Genomic DNA, 19,127 nt, shown 5'->3' on the forward strand with positions numbered 1-19,127 from the left:
TCAGGCTTGCCCGCTGGCGAGATCAGGCTGGCACCGCTTGCCTGCCCGCGCGGGTGCGGGCGATGATGGTCTTCATGATCTGCGCGGTGCCGTCTCCGATCTGGAAGCCGAGCACATCACGCAGGCGCTGCTCCATCGGGCCGCGGTCGTAACCGCCGTGGCCAAACGACAGCAGGCACTGGTGCACCACGTCGTAGGCCAGCTTGGGCGCCCACCATTTGCACATCGCGGCTTCGGCCGTGTGCGGCAGGTTGTGGTCTTTCAGCCAGAGCGTCTGCAGGCACAGCAGGCGCGCGGCAGTGACCTGCGTCTCAAAATCCGCCAACGGATGGGACACGCCCTGGAACGCCGCCAGCGGCTTGCCGAAGGCCTGGCGCTCGGCCACGTATTCCCAGGTTTCTTCCAGGCTCGCACTGGCCACCGCCAGTACCTGCAGGCCAATCAGCGCGCGGGAGAAATCGAAGCCCTGCATCACCTGCACGAAGCCCTCGCCTTCCTTGCCAAGCAGATGGCTGGCGGGCACCCGCACGTTCTCGAAGAAGATCGAGCCGCGCCCGATGGCGCGCTGGCCGTGGCAGTCGAAGCGGTTGGTGGTGATGCCGGGCAGGTCCATCGGCACCAGCAGCGCCGAGACGCCGCGCGCGCCTGCCTCGACGGAGCCGCTGCGCGCGAACACCACCGCGGCGTCGGCCTGGTCGGCGGCGGAGATGGAGGTCTTCTCGCCGTTGAGCACGTAGTGGTCGCCGTCGCGCTCCATGCGCAGGCGCAGGTTGGCCGCGTCCGAGCCGCCACGCGGCTCGGTCAGCGCGATGGCGAACAGGGCTTCGCCTTGCGTCAGGCGCTGCAGCCACGGCCGTGCGATCTCCGGGGCGGCGTGATGCGCCAGGATCTGCCCGTTCAGCGAGGCCAGCAGGTTGATGTAGGAAAGGCTCAGGTCCGCGCGCGCCACTTCTTCGTGGATCACGCCGGCCGCCAGGCAGCCCAGGCCCTGGCCACCGTATTGCTCGGGCAGCTCGGGGGCGATAAAGCCCATCTGGCCCATTTCGCGCATCAGCGCGCGGTCAAGCTCGCGGGTGCGGTCACGCTCCAGGAAGCCGGGCGCGATACGTTCGGTGGCGAAGCGGCGGGCATGGTCGCCGAGCGCGGCCAGGTCTTCGTCGAGATAGGGGTTCATGGCGTCTCCAGGAGGTCTTGCCGCATGGCGCGCTGATGCGATGCGCCATGCGGCCGCGTTGCTTGTGGGCGCAACGGCGGCTATGGCGGCTATGGCGGCTATGGCGGCTATGGCGGCTTACTTGGCGTACTTGCGGAAATCGGGCTTGCGCTTTTCCTGGAAGGCGGTGACGCCCTCGCGCGATTCCTCGGTGTCGTAATAGAGCTTGAGCGCGTACATGCCCATGCCGGCGATGCCGCTCTGGTGGGCCGTGTCCATGTTGAAGGAGCGCTTGGCGATGGCCAGCGCGGTGGGGCTCTTATCCATGATCTCGTCGCACCACTTCTGCACTTCGGCATCGAGCTGTTCATGGGGGACGACAGCGTTGACCAGGCCCATGGCGAGGGCCTCGGCAGCCGGATAGCGGCGGCACATGTACCAGATCTCGCGCGCCTTTTTCTCGCCTACCACGCGGGCCAGGAAGGCCGTGCCGTAGCCGGGGTCGACCGAGCCGACCTTGGGGCCGACCTGCCCGAACACGGCCTTCTCGGACGCGATGGTGAAATCGCAGATCGTGCAGATGACATTGCCGCCGCCAATGGCGTAGCCCTGCACGCGGGCGATGACAGGCTTGGGCACGTCGCGGATGGCGTTGTGCAGCTCTTCCATCGGCAGACCGATAGTGCCGCGGCCGTCGTACTGGCCTTCATGCGCGGACTGGTCGCCGCCGGTGCAGAAGGCTTTTTCGCCGGCGCCGGCGAGCACGATGGCGCCGATCTCCCGGTCATAGCCGGCGCGGTTGATGGCGTGGATCAGTTCGTCGCAGGTGCGCCCGCGGAAGGCGTTCATCTTCTCCGGGCGGTTGATGGTGATCCAGGCCGCGCCGTTGCGCACGTCGTAGAGAATGTCTTCGTAGTTCATGGTCGCTGTCTCCGTTGTCTTCGTTGTCTTCGTTGTCTTCGTTGTCTTCGTTGTCTTCGTTGTCTTCGTTGTCTTGGAAGCCGCTGCAGCCGGGTCAGCCGTTCATGGTCAGGCCGCCCGACACGCTCAGCACCTGGCCGGTGACGAAGGCCGCGTCGTCGCTGGCAAAGAACACGATGGCGCCTGGCAGGTCCTCCGGCTGGCCGATGCGGCCCAGCGGGATCGAGCGGGTGAAGGCCTCGATCAGCTTTTCCGGGTTGCCGGCGCCTTGCTTGTAATCCTCGAACAGGGCGGTATCGGTCGGGCCGGGGCACACCACGTTGACGGTGATGCCGTGGCGGGCGTGCTCACGCGCGATGGTCTTGGAGAACGACACCAGGCCGCCCTTGCACGCGGCGTAGACCGCCTCGCCGGAGGAACCCACCCGCGCCGCGTCCGAGGCGATGTTGACGATGCGCCCGCGCTTGCGCTCCACCATGCCGGGCAGCACCGCATGGTGCATGTGCAGCGCGCCGATGAGGTTGATGGCGATCAGGCGGTCCCATTGCGCCGGCTCGGTCTTGGTAAAGGGCTTGAACACGTCCCAGCCGGCGTTGTTGACCAGTACGTCGATGGGGCCAAGCTGGCTGGTGGTGGCCGCCACGGCGGCGTCGACGCTGGCGCGGTCCGTGATGTCGCACTGGAATGCTTCGGCGCGGCCGCCTTCTTCGCGGATGCGCTGGGCGACCTGCTGTGCCGCCGCCAGGTTCAGGTCGAGCACGGCCACGGCAGCGCCCTCCCGCGCAAAGCGCCGGCAGGTTGCCCCGCCGATGCCACCGCCACCACCGGTCACGATGACCGTCTTGCCTTCGAGTCTTTGCACAGTGTTCTCCTTCGTGGTCCAGGGTGCTATCGTGCGGCTGATAGGTCGCGCGCCAGCGTTTAAATATGTAAATATATTGACGTATACTAGGCGGACAACTGGACCAATGCAAGTACGGCTACTCAGGAATTTATGATGGTTAACCCCGATTTTGATGATGACCTTGCCCCGGCTGCGCGCATGGAAATGGCAAACAGGTTGTTCTTTCGCCTGTACCAATGCGCAAATATGTTGCATAAAACGGGGTCAAGGGCAGTCGAGGCCGAAGGCCTGACGACGCAGCAGTGGGCCGTGCTGGGCGCGTTGTCGCGGCCACAGGCAGCCGATGGCATGAGCGTGGGCGACCTGGCGCGCTACCTGATGGTGAGCCGGCAGAACCTGTCGGGGCTGATCAGCCGCATGGAGCGCGATGGCCACCTGAGCATGGCGCCCGACGGACGCGACCGGCGCTCGCGGCTGGTCACCATGACGGAGACCGGGCGTCATGTATGGTTGCGCCTGGCGCAGCCCAAGATCCGGGATTACTACGAGCGGGCGCTGACCGATTTTTCAACCGGCGACATCACCCACACGCTGCACTACCTGCTCAAGCTGCTGGAGAACATGAAGGGGCTGGATGCCGAAGGCGCCGCGGGGGAAGATGCGCGGGAGTAAAGCGCAACGCATGAGAGGTGACGCACGCCGGCCGCCAGCGCCGGCGTGCGTTATCGCGTTATTGCGCTATTGCCTTATTCCGCCTTGATGCCGCGCGCGCGGATCAGCTCGGCCCAGCTCGCGGTTTCCTGGCGGATACGCGTGGCGAGCGCATCGGGCGTGCTGGCAACCGGCTCCATGCCTTGGCGCGCCAGTTCCTCACGCACCGCCTTGCCACCGAAGACTTCGCGCACGTCGGCATAAAGCGCCTGCACCACCGGCGCCGGCGTGGCGCGCGGCACCAGCAGCGCGTACCACGAGCTGACCTCGATACCGCGCACGCCCTGCTCTGCCAGCGACGGAATCGCGCTCGCCGCGGGCGAGCGCGTGGCCTGGGTCACGGCCAGCGCGCGCAACGCGCCGGAGCGGATAAACGGTGCCAGCGTGGGCAGCGTGCCGAACAGGATCGGCACCTGCCCGCCCACCACATCGTTGAGCGCCTGCGTGGTGCCTTTATAGGGCACGTGCAGCAGCGCGATGCCGGTCTGCTGTCGGAACAGCTCGCCGGCCAGGTGCAGGCCGCTGCCCACACCGGGGCTGGCATAGCCAAGCGGCGGCTTGGCGCGCCGGGCCAGCGCCACCAGCTCCTGCACGGAGCTGGCGCGCACGGAAGGGTGCACCGCCAGCACATTGGGCGAACTTGCCAGTAGCGAAACGGGAAGGAAGTCTCGCTCGACGTTGTAGGACAGCGCCGGGAACAGCGTGGGGTTGATGGTCAGGTTGCCGGCCGGCGCCACCAGCAAGGTGCAGCCATCGCCCGCCGCGCGGCGCACCGCATCGATGCCGATGTTGCCGTTGGCCCCAGGCTTGTTGTCCACCACCACGGTCGTGCTGCGGCGCTGGTGCAAACCCTGCGCGAGCGTGCGCGCGAGCAGGTCGGCCGGACCAGCCGCCGGGAACGGCACAACAATGCGCAGCGCGCTGCAGGCGGAGGCGGCTTGCGCCGCTGGTGTGGCGCCAATCCACAGGCAGGAGAACGCGAGGCAGGCAGCTGCGGGCCCGCGCAGTGCACGCCTGAGGTTGGTTTCGGGCTTCGGATGTCGCACTGGGAACCTGCTAAGGGTTGGCGTAACGAGAGTGATTCCTTGGCTTTTGTTTTACATATAAAACCACGGATCGCTATTGGGACAATTTTTGGACAAATTGGAATATAGCTCGCCAAGTCCCGGAACGAGATTAGGGTAATCCCTTGATTTTTGGGCGGGCAGGATTCGCGCCTAAACTAAAGACGGCACCCTGTCAGGCGCACGCCGTCCATGCCACATCCGCGGCACGCGAACACCGCCGCAAGGGGGCAAAAGGGGGCTGCCGTGCAAGGCTTCCAACTCACGCTGTTCACCATCGAAAACCGCCGCCACCACGGCAAGCAGCTATCCCACTGGCTACTGCAGATCCTGCGCGAACTGCAGATCCGCGGCGCCACGCATACGGTGGCGGCCGAAGGCATCGGCCATGACCACCGCTTTCACACCTGGCACTTTCTGGAGCTGGCCGACCGGCCGGAGGAGATCACCGTGATTGCCACGGAGCAAGAAGTGCAGCGGCTGTTCGACCGCCTCGCCCAGGAAGACGTCCAGGTGTTCTACGCCAAGACGCCGGTGGAGTTCGGCTTCCTGGGAAAAAGCAGCGCGCCAGAGACGCAGAGCCCCTGACCTGGCCGGCAGTGCGGCCTGGCCTCACCCGGCCAGTGCGCGCCAATCAATCCATGCTGGCTGCCACGCTGGTGCTGCCGCGCAAGGTGGCCTCCGGCAAACGCGCCACCAGGAAGGGCGCCACCAGCGACACGGCGGCGCTGAGCAGGAACAAGGTGCGGAACGCCACCTCGGCCGCAGCACGCACCGCGCCGGCATCGGCCGAGGTGCCCGCATCGCCCCCCGCCATGGCGCGATGGAACATGCTCATCAGGATGTCCTCGCCGCCGGCCAGGTCCGCTATACCCATGCCGCCATGGCGCAACAGTGCGATCAGCACGGTGGTCAGCACCGCCACGCCAACCGCGCCGCCAAGCATGCGCGAGAAGGCGGTCAGCGCCGTGGCCACGCCCACCTGGTGCGCAGGCACCGCGTTCTGGGTGGCGACCAGGCCGCTTGGCAACTGCAGCCCGATGGCCAGGCCGAGCATCACCATCACCAGCGCGGTCAGCAAGACCGCATGCGGATCAACGAACGCCAGCGCGACGATCGCCAGCGGCGCAACCAGCGAACCCGCCAGCTGCAGCGGTTTGTAGCGCCCGCTCCACGTCATCAGCCGGCCCGAGATAAAGGCCCCAAACGGGATGGACAACGTCAGCGGCACCAGCCGCAACGCGGCGCTATCGGCCTGCACGCCGCCCACGACCTGGAAGCGCAGCGGCAGCAGCACGGACATGGCGATCAGCTGGAAAAAGCACAGGAACAGCGTGATGCAGCAGATCGTGACTGTCGGCACGCGCAGCATGTCCAGCGGAATCATCGGGTCCGCCACCCGGCGCTCTTGCCACACGAACAGCACCATGGCTGCCATCCCGGCCACCAGCAAGCCAAGCGTCTGCGGCGTTGCGGCAGACTGCCCCTGCCCGAGCCGGGTCAGGAACACCAGCACGCCGGTCAGGCCACCACCGAACAGCAGCGCGCCGACGTAATCGATGCGATGGCGGCGCCCGCCCGCCGGCAGGTGCTTGAGCGCACGGCGGACCACCAGCAGCGCGAGCAGCGCCAGCGGCAGGTTGATCCAGAAAATCCAGCGCCACGACAGGTAATGCGCCAGGTAGCCGCCAATCACCGGGCCGGCCATGCTGGCCACCGCCCAGACGCCGCTCACATAGCCCTGGTAGCGGCCACGGTCGCGCAGCGGCACCACATCGGCAATGGTGGCCTGCGACACCGAGATCAGGCCACCGCCGCCCAGCCCTTGCAGGACGCGCGCGATGATCAGTTGCGGCATGGTCTGCGCCAGCGCGCACGCGATCGAAGCCAGGAAGAACAACACGATGGCAAACGACAGGACCGAGCGCCGCCCGAGCAGATCCGAGAGCTTGCCGTAGATCGGCGTCACCACCGTGGAGGCCACCAGGTAGGCCGAGACCACCCAGGCCATCTCCTCGAAGCCGTTAAGCTGCAGCGCGATCTCCGGCAACACCACGGCTACGATCGATTGCTCCAGCGCTCCCAGCAAGATGGCCAGCATCAGCCCGAAGATGATCTGCATCACCGGCACCGGCGGAATCGGCGGAACCGGTGAGGGGACGGATGCCGCGTTGCCAGGTTTGCCGCCATCGGCCGCGGCGGGGGCGGAAGTGGCCGAAGCGGTCGCGGGTGACTGGGCGGATGAAGGCGGAGCTGAAGCCGCCAGGAAGGGCGGCATGGAGACGGCGGTCATGGGCTGAGGGGGAGAGAACGCTTGCGGCGAGGGACATGGAGTGCAGCGCCACCGCGAACGGGCGGCATCGCTCCTGTCTGTTTTTGTATACAAGGGCGCTATTGTAGGCTTAAGCCTTGCGCCTTGCAGCCGCCCCGCCGCCTTGCCGGGCTCCTGGCCTGAAGCGCCGCCAAGGCGACATTCAAGCCAACATTGCTGGACTTAGAACGATTCCCAGTCTCCGGCAGCCACGGCCGGGCTGCCGGCAGCCGGGGGGCGCGCGGCGCGGCGCGGCACCGCTGCGGCCACGGCGGCAGGCTTGGCCTGGCGGGCGGCGGGCAGCGCCTTGGAAGACAGCACAGGCTCGCGGCCCTGGCGCACCACCGGCGCGCGGGCCTTGCTGGGCAACACGGGCTCGCGGGTGGTGCGGACCGCGCCGGCACGTGGCGCTACGGCGGCTGGCCGGGCCCCAGGCTTGGCCGCGGTTGCTGGCGCGACTCGTGCTGCCGATGCTGCCGATGCTGCAGGTGCTGCAGGTGCTGCTTGAACCACCTGCACTGCCTGGGCAGCACAAGCGGCCGGAGCCACGGGCTTGGCCGGGGTCGGGCGCGCCGCCCCCGGGCGGGCCGGCGGGTGGCTCTTGCCACCAGCGGCCGTGTGCGCCGCAGGGCGCCGCCCGGCGGCTGCCGGCGCCACGCGCGCTGCAGCTACCGCCCGCGCAGGCACAGTCAGTGCCGGCGCCCGCGCAACATGCGCTTGCGCCGGTGCCACCTGGAACCTGGACACATCATCGACCAGCCCGGCGGCCTGCTGCTGCAGGCTCTCGGCGGCGGCAGCGGCTTGCTCCACCAGCGCGGCGTTCTGCTGCGTCACGCTCTCCATCTGATTGATGGCGCGGTTGACCTGCTCGATGCCGCAGGACTGCTCCTCGCTGGCCGCGGCGATCTCGCCCATGATGTCGGTCACGCGCTTCACCGCCCCGACGATGTCGTCCATGGTGCGCCCGGCGTCCTCGACCTGCTTGGCGCCATGGGCCACCTGTCCCACCGAGCCATTGATCAGCTGTCCGATTTCCTTGGCCGCCGACGAAGACCGCTGGGCCAGGCTGCGCACCTCCGCGGCCACCACGCCAAAGCCACGTCCTTGCTCACCAGCGCGGGCGGCTTCCACGGCAGCATTGAGCGCCAGGATATTGGTCTGGAAGGCAATGCCTTCGATCACGCCGACGATTTCGGCGACCTTGGCCGACGATTGCGAAATATGCTGCATGGTCTCGACCACGCCGCGCACAGCGTGCCCGCCCGCCGTCGCCACGCCCGAAGCGCTGACCGCCAGTTCATTGGCATGGCGTGCATTGGCCGCGTTCTGCTTGACCGTCGAGGTGAGCTGCTCCATGGATGCCGCGGTCTGCTCCAGGGATGCCGCCTGCTCTTCCGTGCGCTGGGACAGGTCGGTATTGCCCTTGGCGATTTCCCGGGTCGCGCCATCGATCGAGCGCGTCGCGCCCTGGATGCCGTGCACCAGCGTCGCCAACTGCCCGAAAGCGCGCTCCAGCGCGCCAAGCATGCGGCCCATCTCGTCATCGCTGCTGGCGTGGATGACATAGGTCAGGTTGCCATGCGCAAGCGCTTGTGCCGCGTCCAGCGCTTGCCGCGCCGGGCGCGTGATCGAGCGCGTAATGCCGATGCCGAGGACGGCGGCCAGCGCGACCGCGGCGGCAGCCAGGCCCAGCAGCAGGTTGCGCGCCATCTCATAGCTGGCATTGGCTTCTTGCACGGCGGCGGCGGCCACCTTGCGCCCCCCGTCGGACAATTCGCTCAGCTTGTCGAAGTAAGGCGCCTGGGCCGCCGGCAGGGTCGCGACCAGCGCGCTGCGAGCGCTGTCAAACTCGCCGCCCTGCAACTGGCGCAACACCGTGTCGAGCTGGGTGTCGTAAGCATTGCGTGCCTCGACAAGGGCGCGATAGGTTTCCTGGATCTCAGGCCTGGCGGACCTGGAAAGCCATTTCCCCAGTTCATCCAGCGTGCCGCGCATGTCCTGGCGCAGTGCGCCGATGCGCTCGGCGTCGCGCCGCACGGCAACCGGATCCTCATTCAGGGTGGCATCGCGCACCAGGATGCCGGTGCGCAGCGCATCTTGCTTGACACGCTCGATCTCCAGCACCTTGAACAGGCGCCCCTCCACCGTCAGGCGCATCGATTCGTTCATGGTGCGCAGGGACATCATGCCCAGCACGGCCACGGCAATCAGCAGCAGCGCCACGAGCGAAAACGCTACCGTCAGGCGCACCCCAATGCCAAAGTTTCGCAACCAACGCATCTTCCCCGCTCCTTTTACTCTTATCGCGCGCGCTTCATCCTCGCCCCGGACAGATTTCCGGAGCGACGCCGCATCGCGGGCTTAACGGCAGGGACAGGAGCAAGCTTGAGGGCTAAACAGCGACTTGCGAAAAGAAGCGCAAAAACGGGGAATTGCAAGGAAATATAGAGGGGAAAAGCCGGGCAATTCGAACGATTGCCCGGCTTCAACCTGTCGTCTAATGTCACCCATGTACTTCGAAGTGCTGCCATCGGCGCTTGGCGCCGATGACGCACAAAAAACAAAGTGGGCGCGCAAAAAAAGAAGCCCACGCGCGGGGTGCTCGTAGGCTTTCCAGGACTGCGTTAGAGCCGAAAGGCCCTAACGCGAATATAAACCTGCTTACATGAGGTGTAAATCCTATTTCTATCAGGGATATCTCTGATAGAAAAAGTGCCGAAAATGCCACGCAAGTGGCGAATACCCGGCATGGAGTGCATCGCTGTCGCAGGCCAGGGCCACCTTGCGGCCCGCAAACCCATGCCAGATAGGGAATGCGGGCGGGGGTGGCGTTGGGACTTGCCACACCAGCGCCATCAACGCATAAATTCGCGGTGTGACGCAATATATTTATTAGAGGAAAACCTCTACACAAGACGCGCCCCCCCAACCGTCAAGATTTTTAAAATTTTGTTACCCTCGCCCCTGAAGTACTGCCCTTCTCTTCTGGCGGCGTCGCCCGCCACAGCTTGCGGAGCAGCATCGGATCCACCGCCCGGACACAAACCAGGGCCGGTCCCGGCCCATGCCGCCTCGCCGTCCCGCGCCAGCACCGAGAGCGGATGTTTCATCCCTCGCCCAGCCCAGGCCGCGCCACAGCCGGCGCCCAGCCGTGCTGCCACACCCCATTTGCCCAGGCCCAGTCATTGGACCGTTGCCAGCCGCCAGAACCCGAGCGGGCTCTTCCGGAGAAGTTGTGAACAAGAAGGTAACCAGGATCGATCGCCCGAGCCGGAATCTGCAGCACCTGCAGCTCTCCACCCACAGCGCAAGTCGCAATCCTGTTGTCGTGCATTTATCGAACGGCATTCGGCTGCACGGCGTGATCATGGCTGCGGACAACTATATGGTGTTGCTGGCAGAGTCTGCGCAGGACCCGCTTCCGCAGATCGTCTACAAGCACTCCATCGCCGTGATCACGCCGGCTCACGCCCCCGAGGCCACGGCCTGCGTGCCTGGGGCGGAGACCTCGCCGGAATTCGTCAGTTTATATACCCCGCGTACCCGCAAGCGCCGCTAGGCGTTGCCGGCGTCGCGCCGCAGGCCCGGACGGGCTCGCTTCACCTCGAATCCGTCACTCAGTTTCAATCCATCGCAAAGATCACTCTAAATCTTTTCCGGCCCCAACCGATAACCCAAACAACGGTGGCACTTCTCGCCCAGCATTGCCTGGCAGCCAACGTTGCGGCAGCAGCCGGATTGCACAATCTACTGTAAAGAATAGGAGTCGTACCATGTCGATGACCATCAATACCAACACGTTGTCCCTGATGACGCAGAACAACCTGAACGCTTCGCAGTCGTCGCTGAACAGCGCGATCCAGCGTCTGTCGTCGGGCCTGCGTATCAACAGCGCCAAGGACGACGCCGCCGGCCAGGCGATCGCCAACCGCTTCACCGCCAACATCAACGGCCTGACGCAAGCACAGCGCAACTCCAACGACGGCATCTCGCTGGCGCAAACGACTGAAGGCGCGCTGAACGAAGTCAACAACAACCTGCAAGCTATCCGTACCCTGTCCGTCCAAGCCGCAACGGGCAGCAACTCGGCAAGCGACCTGCAATCGATCCAGGACGAAATCACGCAACGTCTGGCTGAAATCGACCGCACTTCGCAACAAACCGACTTCAACGGCGTCAAGGTCCTGTCGTCCACCGCCACCCCGCTGAGCGTGCAAGTCGGCGCCCAAGACGGCCAGACCATCTCGATCGGCCTGCAAGAAATCAGCTCGAAGACCCTGGGCATGACCGGCTTCACGGTGGCCAAGAACGCCCTGAGCACCAGCGGCGCCATCACCACGGTTGCAGCCGCCACCGGCTCCGCACCGGTTTCGGTCAACCTGACCTCGGCTGCCAACGCCCTGTCCGCCGTCGTCGGCTCGACCGTCAGCACCAGCTCCCTGACCCTGAACAACGTGCTGGACACCGCCGGCAACGCCACCAGCAACTACGTGGTCAAGTACGGCAACGACAACTACGCTGCCTCGGTCGACGCTGCCACCGGCAACGTCACCCTGAACAAGGTGCAAGTGAAGATCGGCGATGCCGCCAACGGCAACACCGGCAACACCGTGGCTGGCCAGCTGGTCAAGGTCGGTGCCAACACCAGCGGCGCTGCAGTCGCTTTCATCACCCAAGGCGGCAACAACTACGCGCTGTCCGCCGGTACGCAAGCTGGTGCCCAGGCCAACGGCGGCTCGACCACCACGTCGGTCACGGACGCTACCCAAATCGAGCTGAGCACCGCCGGCACCACCACCGCAACGGCCCAGTTCACCGGCTCGGGCAGCACCAACCCGCTGGCCCTGATCGACAAGGCGCTGGCCACGGTCGACAAGCTGCGCAGCTCGCTGGGTGCCGTTCAGAACCGCTTCAACTCGGCCATCACCAACCTGGGCTCGGCGGTGACGAACCTGTCGGCTTCGCGCTCGCGCATCCAGGACGCTGACTACGCGACCGAAGTGTCGAACATGTCGCGCGCCCAGATCCTGCAACAAGCAGGTACGTCTGTGCTGGCCCAGGCCAACCAGTCGAACCAAGGCGTGCTGTCGCTGCTGCGTTAATTCTCGCAACAGACGGCTGTCTCCTAGCAGGACGGGTTCTGCCCGGGCCCGTCCTGCCGGGAATGTTTTCAGAGCGGCCTCCGCTCTGAAAGCGTTTCCACCGAAGCCTTTTGTGCACCGACCCAACGCTGCGAGAACAGATCATGATCAGTTCGACCGAACCGCTACTGCCAATGCCGGCCACACTCACCGTCGGGCCGGCATCGTCCGTTGGTACCACCGGAGCGGCGAGAAGCCCGGCGGATCCGGGTTCGGGTCCAGCGGAATCGAAGCCGGCCGACGGCGCCCATGCGGCCGGCAGCACCGGGCTGGACGGTGCGCTGAAGAGCCTCAACGAGGCCCTGGAGGCCACCCCGCTCGAGGTCCGCGTCAGCATCGACAAAGCCACGCACAGAATGGTCACGAGTGTCGTGGACAAGGTCTCCGGCGAGACTATTCGCCAGTTCCCCACAAAAGAAGTCCTGCGCATTGTCCGCGCCATTGATAAATTGCAGGGCCTGCTGATTCACCAAACCGCCTGATCGGGCGCCTCTCCCCGTACACATAAACCACAGGTACGCATCATGAGTTCAACGAGTGCAACGAGTTCGACGAGCGGCTCAGCGATTTCGTCGCTTGGTGTTGGTTCCGGGCTGGATCTGAGCACTTTGCTGACCAATCTGAAATCGGCGGAACAGCTCAAGCTCACCCCGATCACCGATCAGCAGAGCGCGGTCAACACCCAGCTTTCAGCTTATGGCGTGCTGCAGGGGGCGCTGGCCTCGTTCCAGTCGGCCGCCACCGCCCTGGGCACGGCCAGCCTGTACAGCAGCACCACCACCTCGTCGAGCAACACCAGCGTGCTGAGCACCTCGGCCAACAATACCGCGGTGGCGGGCAGCTATGCCGTCAACGTCTCGCAGCTGGCGCAGTCGCAGACGCTGGTAGCGAACGGCATCACCGACAGTACCGGCCAGCAGCTGGGCAGCGCCACCATCCAGATCCAGTTCGGCACCACCACCACCAGCGGCGGCACGACCACCTTCACACCCGGCAGCGCCGCGGCAGCGTCGATCAACATCAACGGCACCAACAATACGCTGAGCGGCATCCGCGACGCCATCAATGCCGCCAATGCCGGCGTTACCGCCAGCATCGTCAACGACGGCAGCAGCACGCCCTATCACCTGGTGCTGACCTCGAACACCACCGGCGCTGCTTCGAGCATGAGTGTTTCGGTCAGCAGCAACGGCAGCGGCGACCCCACCACCATCAGCAACCTGCTGACATACAACCCGGGCGGCACGACGGCGATGACGCAGAACATCGCGGCACAGGACGCCAAGCTCAGCATCAACGGCCTGGCGATCACCAGCGCCAGCAATTCGGTCCAGGGCGCGGCCCAGGGCGTGACCCTGAACCTGGCCACCACCGGCACCAGCACGGTGAACGTGGCCAGCAACACCAGCGCCATGGCTACCGGTGTGCAGAGCTTCGTCACCGCGTACAACACCCTGCAGTCCACGGCGGCCCAGCTCTCCGCCTACGACCCGAGCACCAAGACCGCCGGCGCGCTGCTGGGCGACTCCACGCTGCGCGTGATCGAGAACCAGCTGCGCAACGTGATCAATACCCCGCAGACGGCCACCGGCGCCACCGGCCTGACCAACCTGACGCAGATCGGCATCAGCTTCAACGCCGACGGCAGCATGTCGCTGGATTCGAGCAAGCTGAATGCCGCGCTCACCACCAACCGCACGGGCGTCGCGCAGTTGTTCAGCGGCACCGACGGCAAGTCGGGCTACGGCAACCAGCTGTCTAGCGCGGCGGCGGGCTTTGTCTCGCCCACGGGCGCGCTGACTACCGCCACCAACGGTGTCAACGCCACGCTCAAGTCGCTCGCGACCCAGTACACCAATGTGTCGGCCCAGATCGATGCCGCGGTGGCGCAATACCAGACCGAGTTCCAGAACCTGGACACGCTGATGGCACAGCTGAACTCGACCAAGACTTACCTGACGCAGCAGTTCAGCTCTTCGACCAGCACTTCGGGCTGAGCCCGGCCAGGTTTCTCGCACACGTCATAACAAACTCAGGGAGCGCCGCCATGTACGCACGCACCGCCGTCAACGCCTACACCAATGTCGGCCACGAGACCGGGGCCATGAGTGCCTCGCCGCACCGCCTCATCGTCATGCTGTTCGATGGTGCGCGGGCGGCGATCGCCCGCGCCAAGTTCCACATGGAAGCAGGCAAGATCGCCGAGAAAGGCAAGGCCGTCTCCAACGCCATCAACATCATCGAAAGCGGGCTGCGCGCGTCGCTGGATCACGGCGCCAGCGCGGAGCTCGCCGGCAATCTCGATGCGCTCTACGACTACATGACCCGGCAACTGATGCTGGCCAACCTGCATAACGACGAGAGCCGCTTCAACGAGGTCGACAAGCTGCTGGCCGACATCGCCTCGGCCTGGCGCCAGATCGATCCGGACGCCGTGCCGGAGCCTGCGCCACAGGCATTCATGCCGAGGGAAGCTGTCTCGATAGGGTCCTGACATGCTGCCGCAAAAGAAGAAGATCATCACTTGCTACGAAGAGCTGCTACGCTTGTCCAGCCTGATGTGCGAAGCCGCGCGCGCGGGCAATTGGGATACGCTGTGCGCGCTGCAGAACGGGTACGTCACCCAGGTCAGCACGTTGAAGAGCATCGACGACGTGGCATTGCTGAGCGCCGAGGAACGGCGCTACCGCTACCGGATGCTGGAAACCATCCTGTCGCAGGATGCCGCCATCCGCAACCTGGTCACGCCGAAGATGCAGGAGCTGGGGTACCTGCTGAATAGCTCGCGCCGCCGCCAGGAACTGCATCACACCTACGGCTCGCCGGCCTGATACGGCGCATGATCGGCATCAACCTTCCGGCAGATGTATCGCTTGCCCTGCGCACGGATCCGCAGGCGCTCAAGTCCGCCCTTACCGTAGCCAAGCTGGCAGCCTTGCAGCCGGTTGGCACCGTCACCGACATGGTGGGGGCTGCCGAGGGCGGCAACACCGTGCAGCAAGGCCGTGCGGGAACGGTCGGTACCGGCATGCCGCCTGCGCCCGAAGGCGCGGCAACTACTTCGGCGCGCGAGTCGTTCAGCACGGCGGCACGCGTCATCCTCGATATCCTGGACGGCACCGACGCCGCGCCGCTGCGCAGCGCGGCGCCCATCGTGGCCACACCGCCGGGCAGCGGCCAGGCCAGCTCTCTGGCAAGCGCGCTGGCCCGCCAGGTTGGGCAGAGCGGCCTGTTCTATGAGTCGCATCTGGGCCAATGGCTGAACGGCACGCGCCCGCTCGACAGCCTGATGCGCGAGCCACAGGCCTTGCTGGGGCGCCCGCCCGCTGCGCCGGCCACCACGGATGCCACGCACCCGGTATTGCAGTTGACGTATCAGCCGGCAGCGCCTGCCCCGGCACAGGCTGTTGCCCAGGCGGCGGCAAAGGCAGCCGCCGCTGTCGCTGTCGCGGCGGAGTCGGGCAGCCTTCCCCTTCCCGCGGAAGGTCCCGGCGCCGACACACCGGCACAAGCGCAGAAGGCCGCGAGCACCTATTCAGCGCCCGCCCCCAGCGCCGCCTCCACGGCCGCGGCGCCTGCCGCGAATCCGTCCACGCCCTCCGCACATCTCGCCCAGCAGGCAACCCAGGCCTACCAGGCAGCTTCAGCCACGCCAGCGCCGCGTACGGTGCATCTCTCGGCGGACGACATCTTCGGCGCAAGCAAGCCAGCCGCCGACCCGTTGCAAGCCGCCAGCGCCACCGGCCCCGCCGTGCACCCCGATGCCACCACCTTGGTGCGCCAGCAGCTCGACACCCTGGCAACCCAGCAATTGCGCTGGATGGGCGAAGCGTGGCCGGGTACGCCGATGCAATGGCAGATCACGCGTGAGCAAGATGACACCCCCGCGCGCGGGCAGGGCGAGCCGGATGCCATTGGCGACGGCGTCTGGTCGACCCGGCTGGTCCTCGAGTTCCCCAACCTCGGCACCGTGGAGGCCAGAATCAGGCTGACCGGCAACAGCATCGAAGCACGCCTGGCGGCGCCCGCCTCGGTCAACCTCCTGGCCGGAGCGCGCGCGCAGCTCCAGGATCGCCTCGCCGCGACCGGCCTCGATCTCACTGCGTTGGCGGTAGATGGCATCTTCCGACCGGCCGGGAGCACCGGGCAGTGAGACAGCCTGACGACAACGCGCGCGGCACCGCAGTGGCGCTGAGCTACGACGAAACACGCGACCAAAGCCCCCGCGTGGTCGCCAAGGGCTATGGCGACGTGGCCGACGCCATCATCGCCCGCGCCCGCGATAGCGGCGTCTATGTCCACAATTCCCCCGCGCTGGTGACCCTGCTCATGCAGGTCGACCTGGACTCGCGCATCCCGGAGCAGTTGTACGTGGCCGTGGCCGAATTGCTGGCCTGGCTGTACCAGCTCGAAAAGGGCGAGGCACAAGCTGGTTCCGCGCCGGCGTCGAATACGTTCAGCCCTCGCTGAGTCCCCGGCGGCAGCCGCCCCCCACCCGAAAGCGCCGCATTCACCTCACTGCTGCCTCGCCTCCGGAATTGGCCTCTTTTTTGGCTTGTATTCCGGCCTCCCCGCGCCTGTCGTCCTGATAACTTTCAGGGGCCGGAACAGCCTGGCGATGCCGCCGCGACACCGCCTTTCCCGGTACGCTGCGGCGTCGCCAATAAGCGCATTGCCTGTACCAGCCCGCCAAGACGGGCCCAACCGATGAAACCTACCAACGCTAGCAAGTCTCCCCGCCAGATCGAGAAGGCTCGCGCAGCCTACCAGGCCGGCCAGTACCGCGCTGTACTCAGGGAAGCCGAAAAGGCGGAGCAGATCCTCGGCAAGCGGGCCGACGCGTCTTACTGGCAGATGGCAGCCTGGCTGGCCCTGCAGGATACGAAGAGGGCCGGCGAGATCCTGCGCGACGGGCTGCAGCATTTCCCCGACGACATCGAGCTGATGTCTCTTGGCGGTTTCGTCCTGCTGCGCAACGGCGAGCACGAGCAAGCCAGGCAACTGCTGCAGCGCTGCGTCGGCGCCGCTCCCGGCTCGCTGAGCGCGTGGGTGCACTACGCCGCCCTGCTGCTGGAGTTGCGCGAACCCGCGGCGGCCAAGGAAGCCGCCAGCAAGGCACTGGCGATCGACCCCAACGAAGCCACCGCAGCCTGCAACTACGCCCTGGCCCTGAAGGAGACGGGCGAAATGGTGGAGGCCATGCCGGCGCTGCGCAAGGCGGTAAAGCTGGCACCGCGCAGCCTCGCCATCCGGGCCAACCTGCTGTTCGCGATGTTGTTCGCCCAGGAGACCACGGCGCTGGACCTGCTGCGCGAAGCCAGAACCTACGAAACGCTGCTGCTGGACGGCCCGCGCTTGCCGCGCAACGACATTGCGCCGCGGCGCACCAGCGGCCCTATCCGCCTGGGCCTGTTCTCGAACGACCTGCTGCGCCACGCTTGCGCCTACTTCATCCTGCCGCTGATGGCACATCTGGACCGCTCCCGGGTGGAAGTGGTGGCGCTCTCGCTCAACCCGCTGAGCGACCACGTCACGGACAAGATCCGCCTGCACGCCAACGAGTTCATCGAACTGGCGGGAAGAAGCACCACCGACATCGTGCAGACCATCCGCGACGCGCAACTCGACGTCGTGATGGATCTCGGCGGCCATACCGGCAATTCGCCGCTGCCATACATGGTGCACGAGCTGGCGCCGGTGCAGATGACCTGGCTTGGCTATCCTGGCAGCACCGGCCTGAAGTCCATCCAGTACCGCATCAGCGACGCGACCTGCGACCCGGAGGGCTTCGAGCCCCACTACACTGAAACCCTGCTCAGGGCGCCCACCGTCTTCTGCACGTATGCGCCGCTGGTGCACAGCCCGCTCAATGCGTATGGCCCGAAGTACAGGGTCCAGGAGACGCCGGCGCTGCGCACCGGTGCGATCACCTTCGGCTCCTGCAACAACCTGGGCAAGATCACCGAGCAGACCGTGGCCCTGTGGACCGCGGTTCTGGCCCGCTGCCCGGACAGCCGCCTGCTGATCGAAGCGCGCGACCTCGACAACGACGCCGTCAGCGGCCCCCTGCTGGCGCGCCTGGCCCTGGCCGGCATCGATCCGGCCCGGGTCGCCTGCATCCCCCGGCTGGCGACGAATCAGTACCTGACCTATCACGACATCGACATCATGCTGGACACCGCGCCGCTGACCGGCGGCACCACCACCTGCGACGCCTTGTGGATGGGGGTGCCGGTGATCACGCTGGCAGGGTCGGCCTTCCACTCGCGGATGTCTGCCAGCTTCCTGCATGCGCTCGGCCTGGATGGCCTGATCTGCCACAGCGACGAAGCGTACGTCGACATGGCCGCGCAACTGGCCGCTGACGCAAACCAGCTCAACGCCTTGCGCCTGTCGCTGCGGCAGCGTTTCGAGCAGAGTCCCCTGGCCGACAGCGCCGCCTTCGCGCGCTGGATGGAAGACCAGCTCACCGAAGCGCTCAAGCCGCACCGCCCGGTCGACAGCACGGCCGGCCCGCACGACGGCGTGTACTTCTCCGGCACCTGGCACACCATGGCGGAAATCGTGATTGCCGTCGCTGGACTGCTGGAGGCTCGCCGCTACGTGGAACTGCGGGCGCTGCTCGAGAACTTCTCGGCGAAGTGGCCCAGGCACTGGATCGTTCCCTACGCACTCGCCGAGATCGAACATCGCGCCGGGCAGCACGACACCGCGGTCGATTATCTGATGGAGAGCGTTGGCCTGCGGCCCTATCACCTGCCGCTGTACCGCCTGCTTAGCGCGCGGCTCGACGAGTACCAGTACGACAAGGGCTCGCTTGGCGAATTCATGCTGCAGCAACTCGGGGTGCCGCTGGCACTCGTCGAACAGCAGGGTGCGCCAACGGTGCTGGAAGTCCTCGGCATCGACGTCAGCCAGCCAATGCAAGCCGAGCCGGCACATGCATGAGCTACCGCTCGCCCGGGGTGCGGACCGCCCCCGG

18 protein-coding genes are annotated in these 19,127 nt (G+C 66.2%); 12 read left to right on the forward strand and 6 right to left on the reverse strand.

Annotation, left to right across the window (positions count from 1 at the left end; all coding sequences use genetic code 11):
* Positions 1–22: 22 nt before the first annotated feature.
* From aliB to badH, 3 genes are all read right to left on the reverse strand, one after another.
* Positions 23–1,174: a cyclohexanecarboxyl-CoA dehydrogenase gene (gene aliB, locus AC1RWI_RS02355; protein ID WP_492864321.1), complete on the reverse strand. Its 1,152-nt coding sequence runs from the start codon at positions 1,172–1,174 to the stop codon at positions 23–25.
* Positions 1,175–1,291: 117 nt separating this feature from the next.
* On the reverse strand, positions 1,292–2,074 hold the full coding sequence (badI, locus tag AC1RWI_RS02360; RefSeq protein ID WP_492864323.1) for a 2-ketocyclohexanecarboxyl-CoA hydrolase: 783 nt from the start codon (positions 2,072–2,074) through the stop codon (positions 1,292–1,294).
* Positions 2,075–2,168: 94 nt separating this feature from the next.
* Positions 2,169–2,936, reverse strand: a complete 768-nt coding sequence (gene badH / locus AC1RWI_RS02365) for a 2-hydroxycyclohexanecarboxyl-CoA dehydrogenase (protein WP_492864325.1) — start codon at positions 2,934–2,936, stop codon at positions 2,169–2,171.
* Positions 2,937–3,071: 135 nt separating this feature from the next.
* On the opposite strand from badH, the gene AC1RWI_RS02370 reads away from it, so the two are divergent.
* A complete protein-coding gene (locus AC1RWI_RS02370; RefSeq protein ID WP_173430753.1) occupies positions 3,072–3,590 on the forward strand; it encodes a MarR family winged helix-turn-helix transcriptional regulator in 519 nt (172 codons plus the stop codon).
* 74 nt (positions 3,591–3,664) lie between these two features.
* On the opposite strand, the gene AC1RWI_RS02375 is transcribed toward AC1RWI_RS02370, so the two are convergent.
* Positions 3,665–4,675 carry a tripartite tricarboxylate transporter substrate binding protein gene (locus tag AC1RWI_RS02375; RefSeq protein ID WP_492864327.1) on the reverse strand — a complete coding sequence of 337 codons (1,011 nt, stop codon included), beginning with the start codon at positions 4,673–4,675 and terminating at the stop codon, positions 3,665–3,667.
* A 264-nt stretch (positions 4,676–4,939) separates the two neighbouring features.
* Here AC1RWI_RS02375 and AC1RWI_RS02380 point away from each other — a divergent pair, with 264 nt between their 5' ends.
* The gene (locus AC1RWI_RS02380; RefSeq protein WP_043357724.1) at positions 4,940–5,281 is read left to right on the forward strand and encodes a DUF190 domain-containing protein; all 342 of its coding nucleotides are present in this window, start codon (positions 4,940–4,942) and stop codon (positions 5,279–5,281) included.
* Positions 5,282–5,327: 46 nt separating this feature from the next.
* On the opposite strand, the gene AC1RWI_RS02385 is transcribed toward AC1RWI_RS02380, so the two are convergent.
* On the reverse strand, positions 5,328–6,815 hold the full coding sequence (locus tag AC1RWI_RS02385; RefSeq protein WP_043357723.1) for an MDR family MFS transporter: 1,488 nt from the start codon (positions 6,813–6,815) through the stop codon (positions 5,328–5,330).
* Between AC1RWI_RS02385 and AC1RWI_RS02390 the strand changes: the two genes are divergently transcribed.
* On the forward strand, positions 6,805–6,993 hold the full coding sequence (locus tag AC1RWI_RS02390; protein ID WP_144409929.1) for a hypothetical protein: 189 nt from the start codon (positions 6,805–6,807) through the stop codon (positions 6,991–6,993). The two genes, AC1RWI_RS02385 and AC1RWI_RS02390, sit on opposite strands and share 11 nt — an antisense overlap.
* Before the next feature lie 194 nt (positions 6,994–7,187).
* Here the strand turns inward: AC1RWI_RS02390 and AC1RWI_RS02395 are convergent, their stop codons facing one another.
* Entirely contained in the window at positions 7,188–9,284 is a 2,097-nt protein-coding gene (locus tag AC1RWI_RS02395) for a methyl-accepting chemotaxis protein (protein ID WP_492864330.1), read from the reverse strand.
* Between the two features lie 955 nt (positions 9,285–10,239).
* Here AC1RWI_RS02395 and AC1RWI_RS02400 point away from each other — a divergent pair.
* The 9 genes from AC1RWI_RS02400 to AC1RWI_RS02440 all read left to right on the forward strand — a co-directional run bounded on the left by AC1RWI_RS02400 (position 10,240) and on the right by AC1RWI_RS02440 (position 19,093).
* Positions 10,240–10,563: an RNA chaperone Hfq gene (locus AC1RWI_RS02400; RefSeq protein ID WP_043353504.1), complete on the forward strand. Its 324-nt coding sequence runs from the start codon at positions 10,240–10,242 to the stop codon at positions 10,561–10,563.
* 214 nt (positions 10,564–10,777) lie between these two features.
* Positions 10,778–12,106, forward strand: coding sequence for a FliC/FljB family flagellin (locus AC1RWI_RS02405; RefSeq protein WP_043353502.1), 1,329 nt, complete (start codon positions 10,778–10,780; stop codon positions 12,104–12,106).
* A 143-nt stretch (positions 12,107–12,249) separates the two neighbouring features.
* Positions 12,250–12,627, forward strand: a complete 378-nt coding sequence (locus AC1RWI_RS02410) for a flagellar protein FlaG (protein ID WP_043353501.1) — start codon at positions 12,250–12,252, stop codon at positions 12,625–12,627.
* Positions 12,628–12,669: 42 nt separating this feature from the next.
* Positions 12,670–14,142, forward strand: a complete 1,473-nt coding sequence (gene fliD, locus AC1RWI_RS02415; RefSeq protein ID WP_052494893.1) for a flagellar filament capping protein FliD — start codon at positions 12,670–12,672, stop codon at positions 14,140–14,142.
* Between the two features lie 50 nt (positions 14,143–14,192).
* A complete protein-coding gene (gene fliS, locus AC1RWI_RS02420) occupies positions 14,193–14,639 on the forward strand; it encodes a flagellar export chaperone FliS (protein ID WP_043353499.1) in 447 nt (148 codons plus the stop codon).
* A gap of 1 nt (position 14,640) precedes the next feature.
* Positions 14,641–14,976, forward strand: a complete 336-nt coding sequence (locus tag AC1RWI_RS02425) for a flagellar protein FliT (protein ID WP_043353497.1) — start codon at positions 14,641–14,643, stop codon at positions 14,974–14,976.
* Positions 14,977–14,984: 8 nt separating this feature from the next.
* Positions 14,985–16,298 (forward strand): flagellar hook-length control protein FliK, encoded by a 1,314-nt coding sequence (gene fliK / locus AC1RWI_RS02430; protein WP_052494892.1) that lies wholly within the window; start codon positions 14,985–14,987, stop codon positions 16,296–16,298.
* Positions 16,295–16,615, forward strand: a complete 321-nt coding sequence (locus tag AC1RWI_RS02435) for an EscU/YscU/HrcU family type III secretion system export apparatus switch protein (RefSeq protein ID WP_043353495.1) — start codon at positions 16,295–16,297, stop codon at positions 16,613–16,615. The genes fliK and AC1RWI_RS02435 overlap by 4 nt, the downstream gene beginning before the upstream one ends.
* A 237-nt stretch (positions 16,616–16,852) precedes the next feature.
* On the forward strand, positions 16,853–19,093 hold the full coding sequence (locus tag AC1RWI_RS02440; RefSeq protein ID WP_492864334.1) for an O-linked N-acetylglucosamine transferase, SPINDLY family protein: 2,241 nt from the start codon (positions 16,853–16,855) through the stop codon (positions 19,091–19,093).
* Positions 19,094–19,127 lie beyond the last annotated feature (34 nt).

The organism is Cupriavidus sp. MPR-AND1C, from assembly GCF_058809705.1.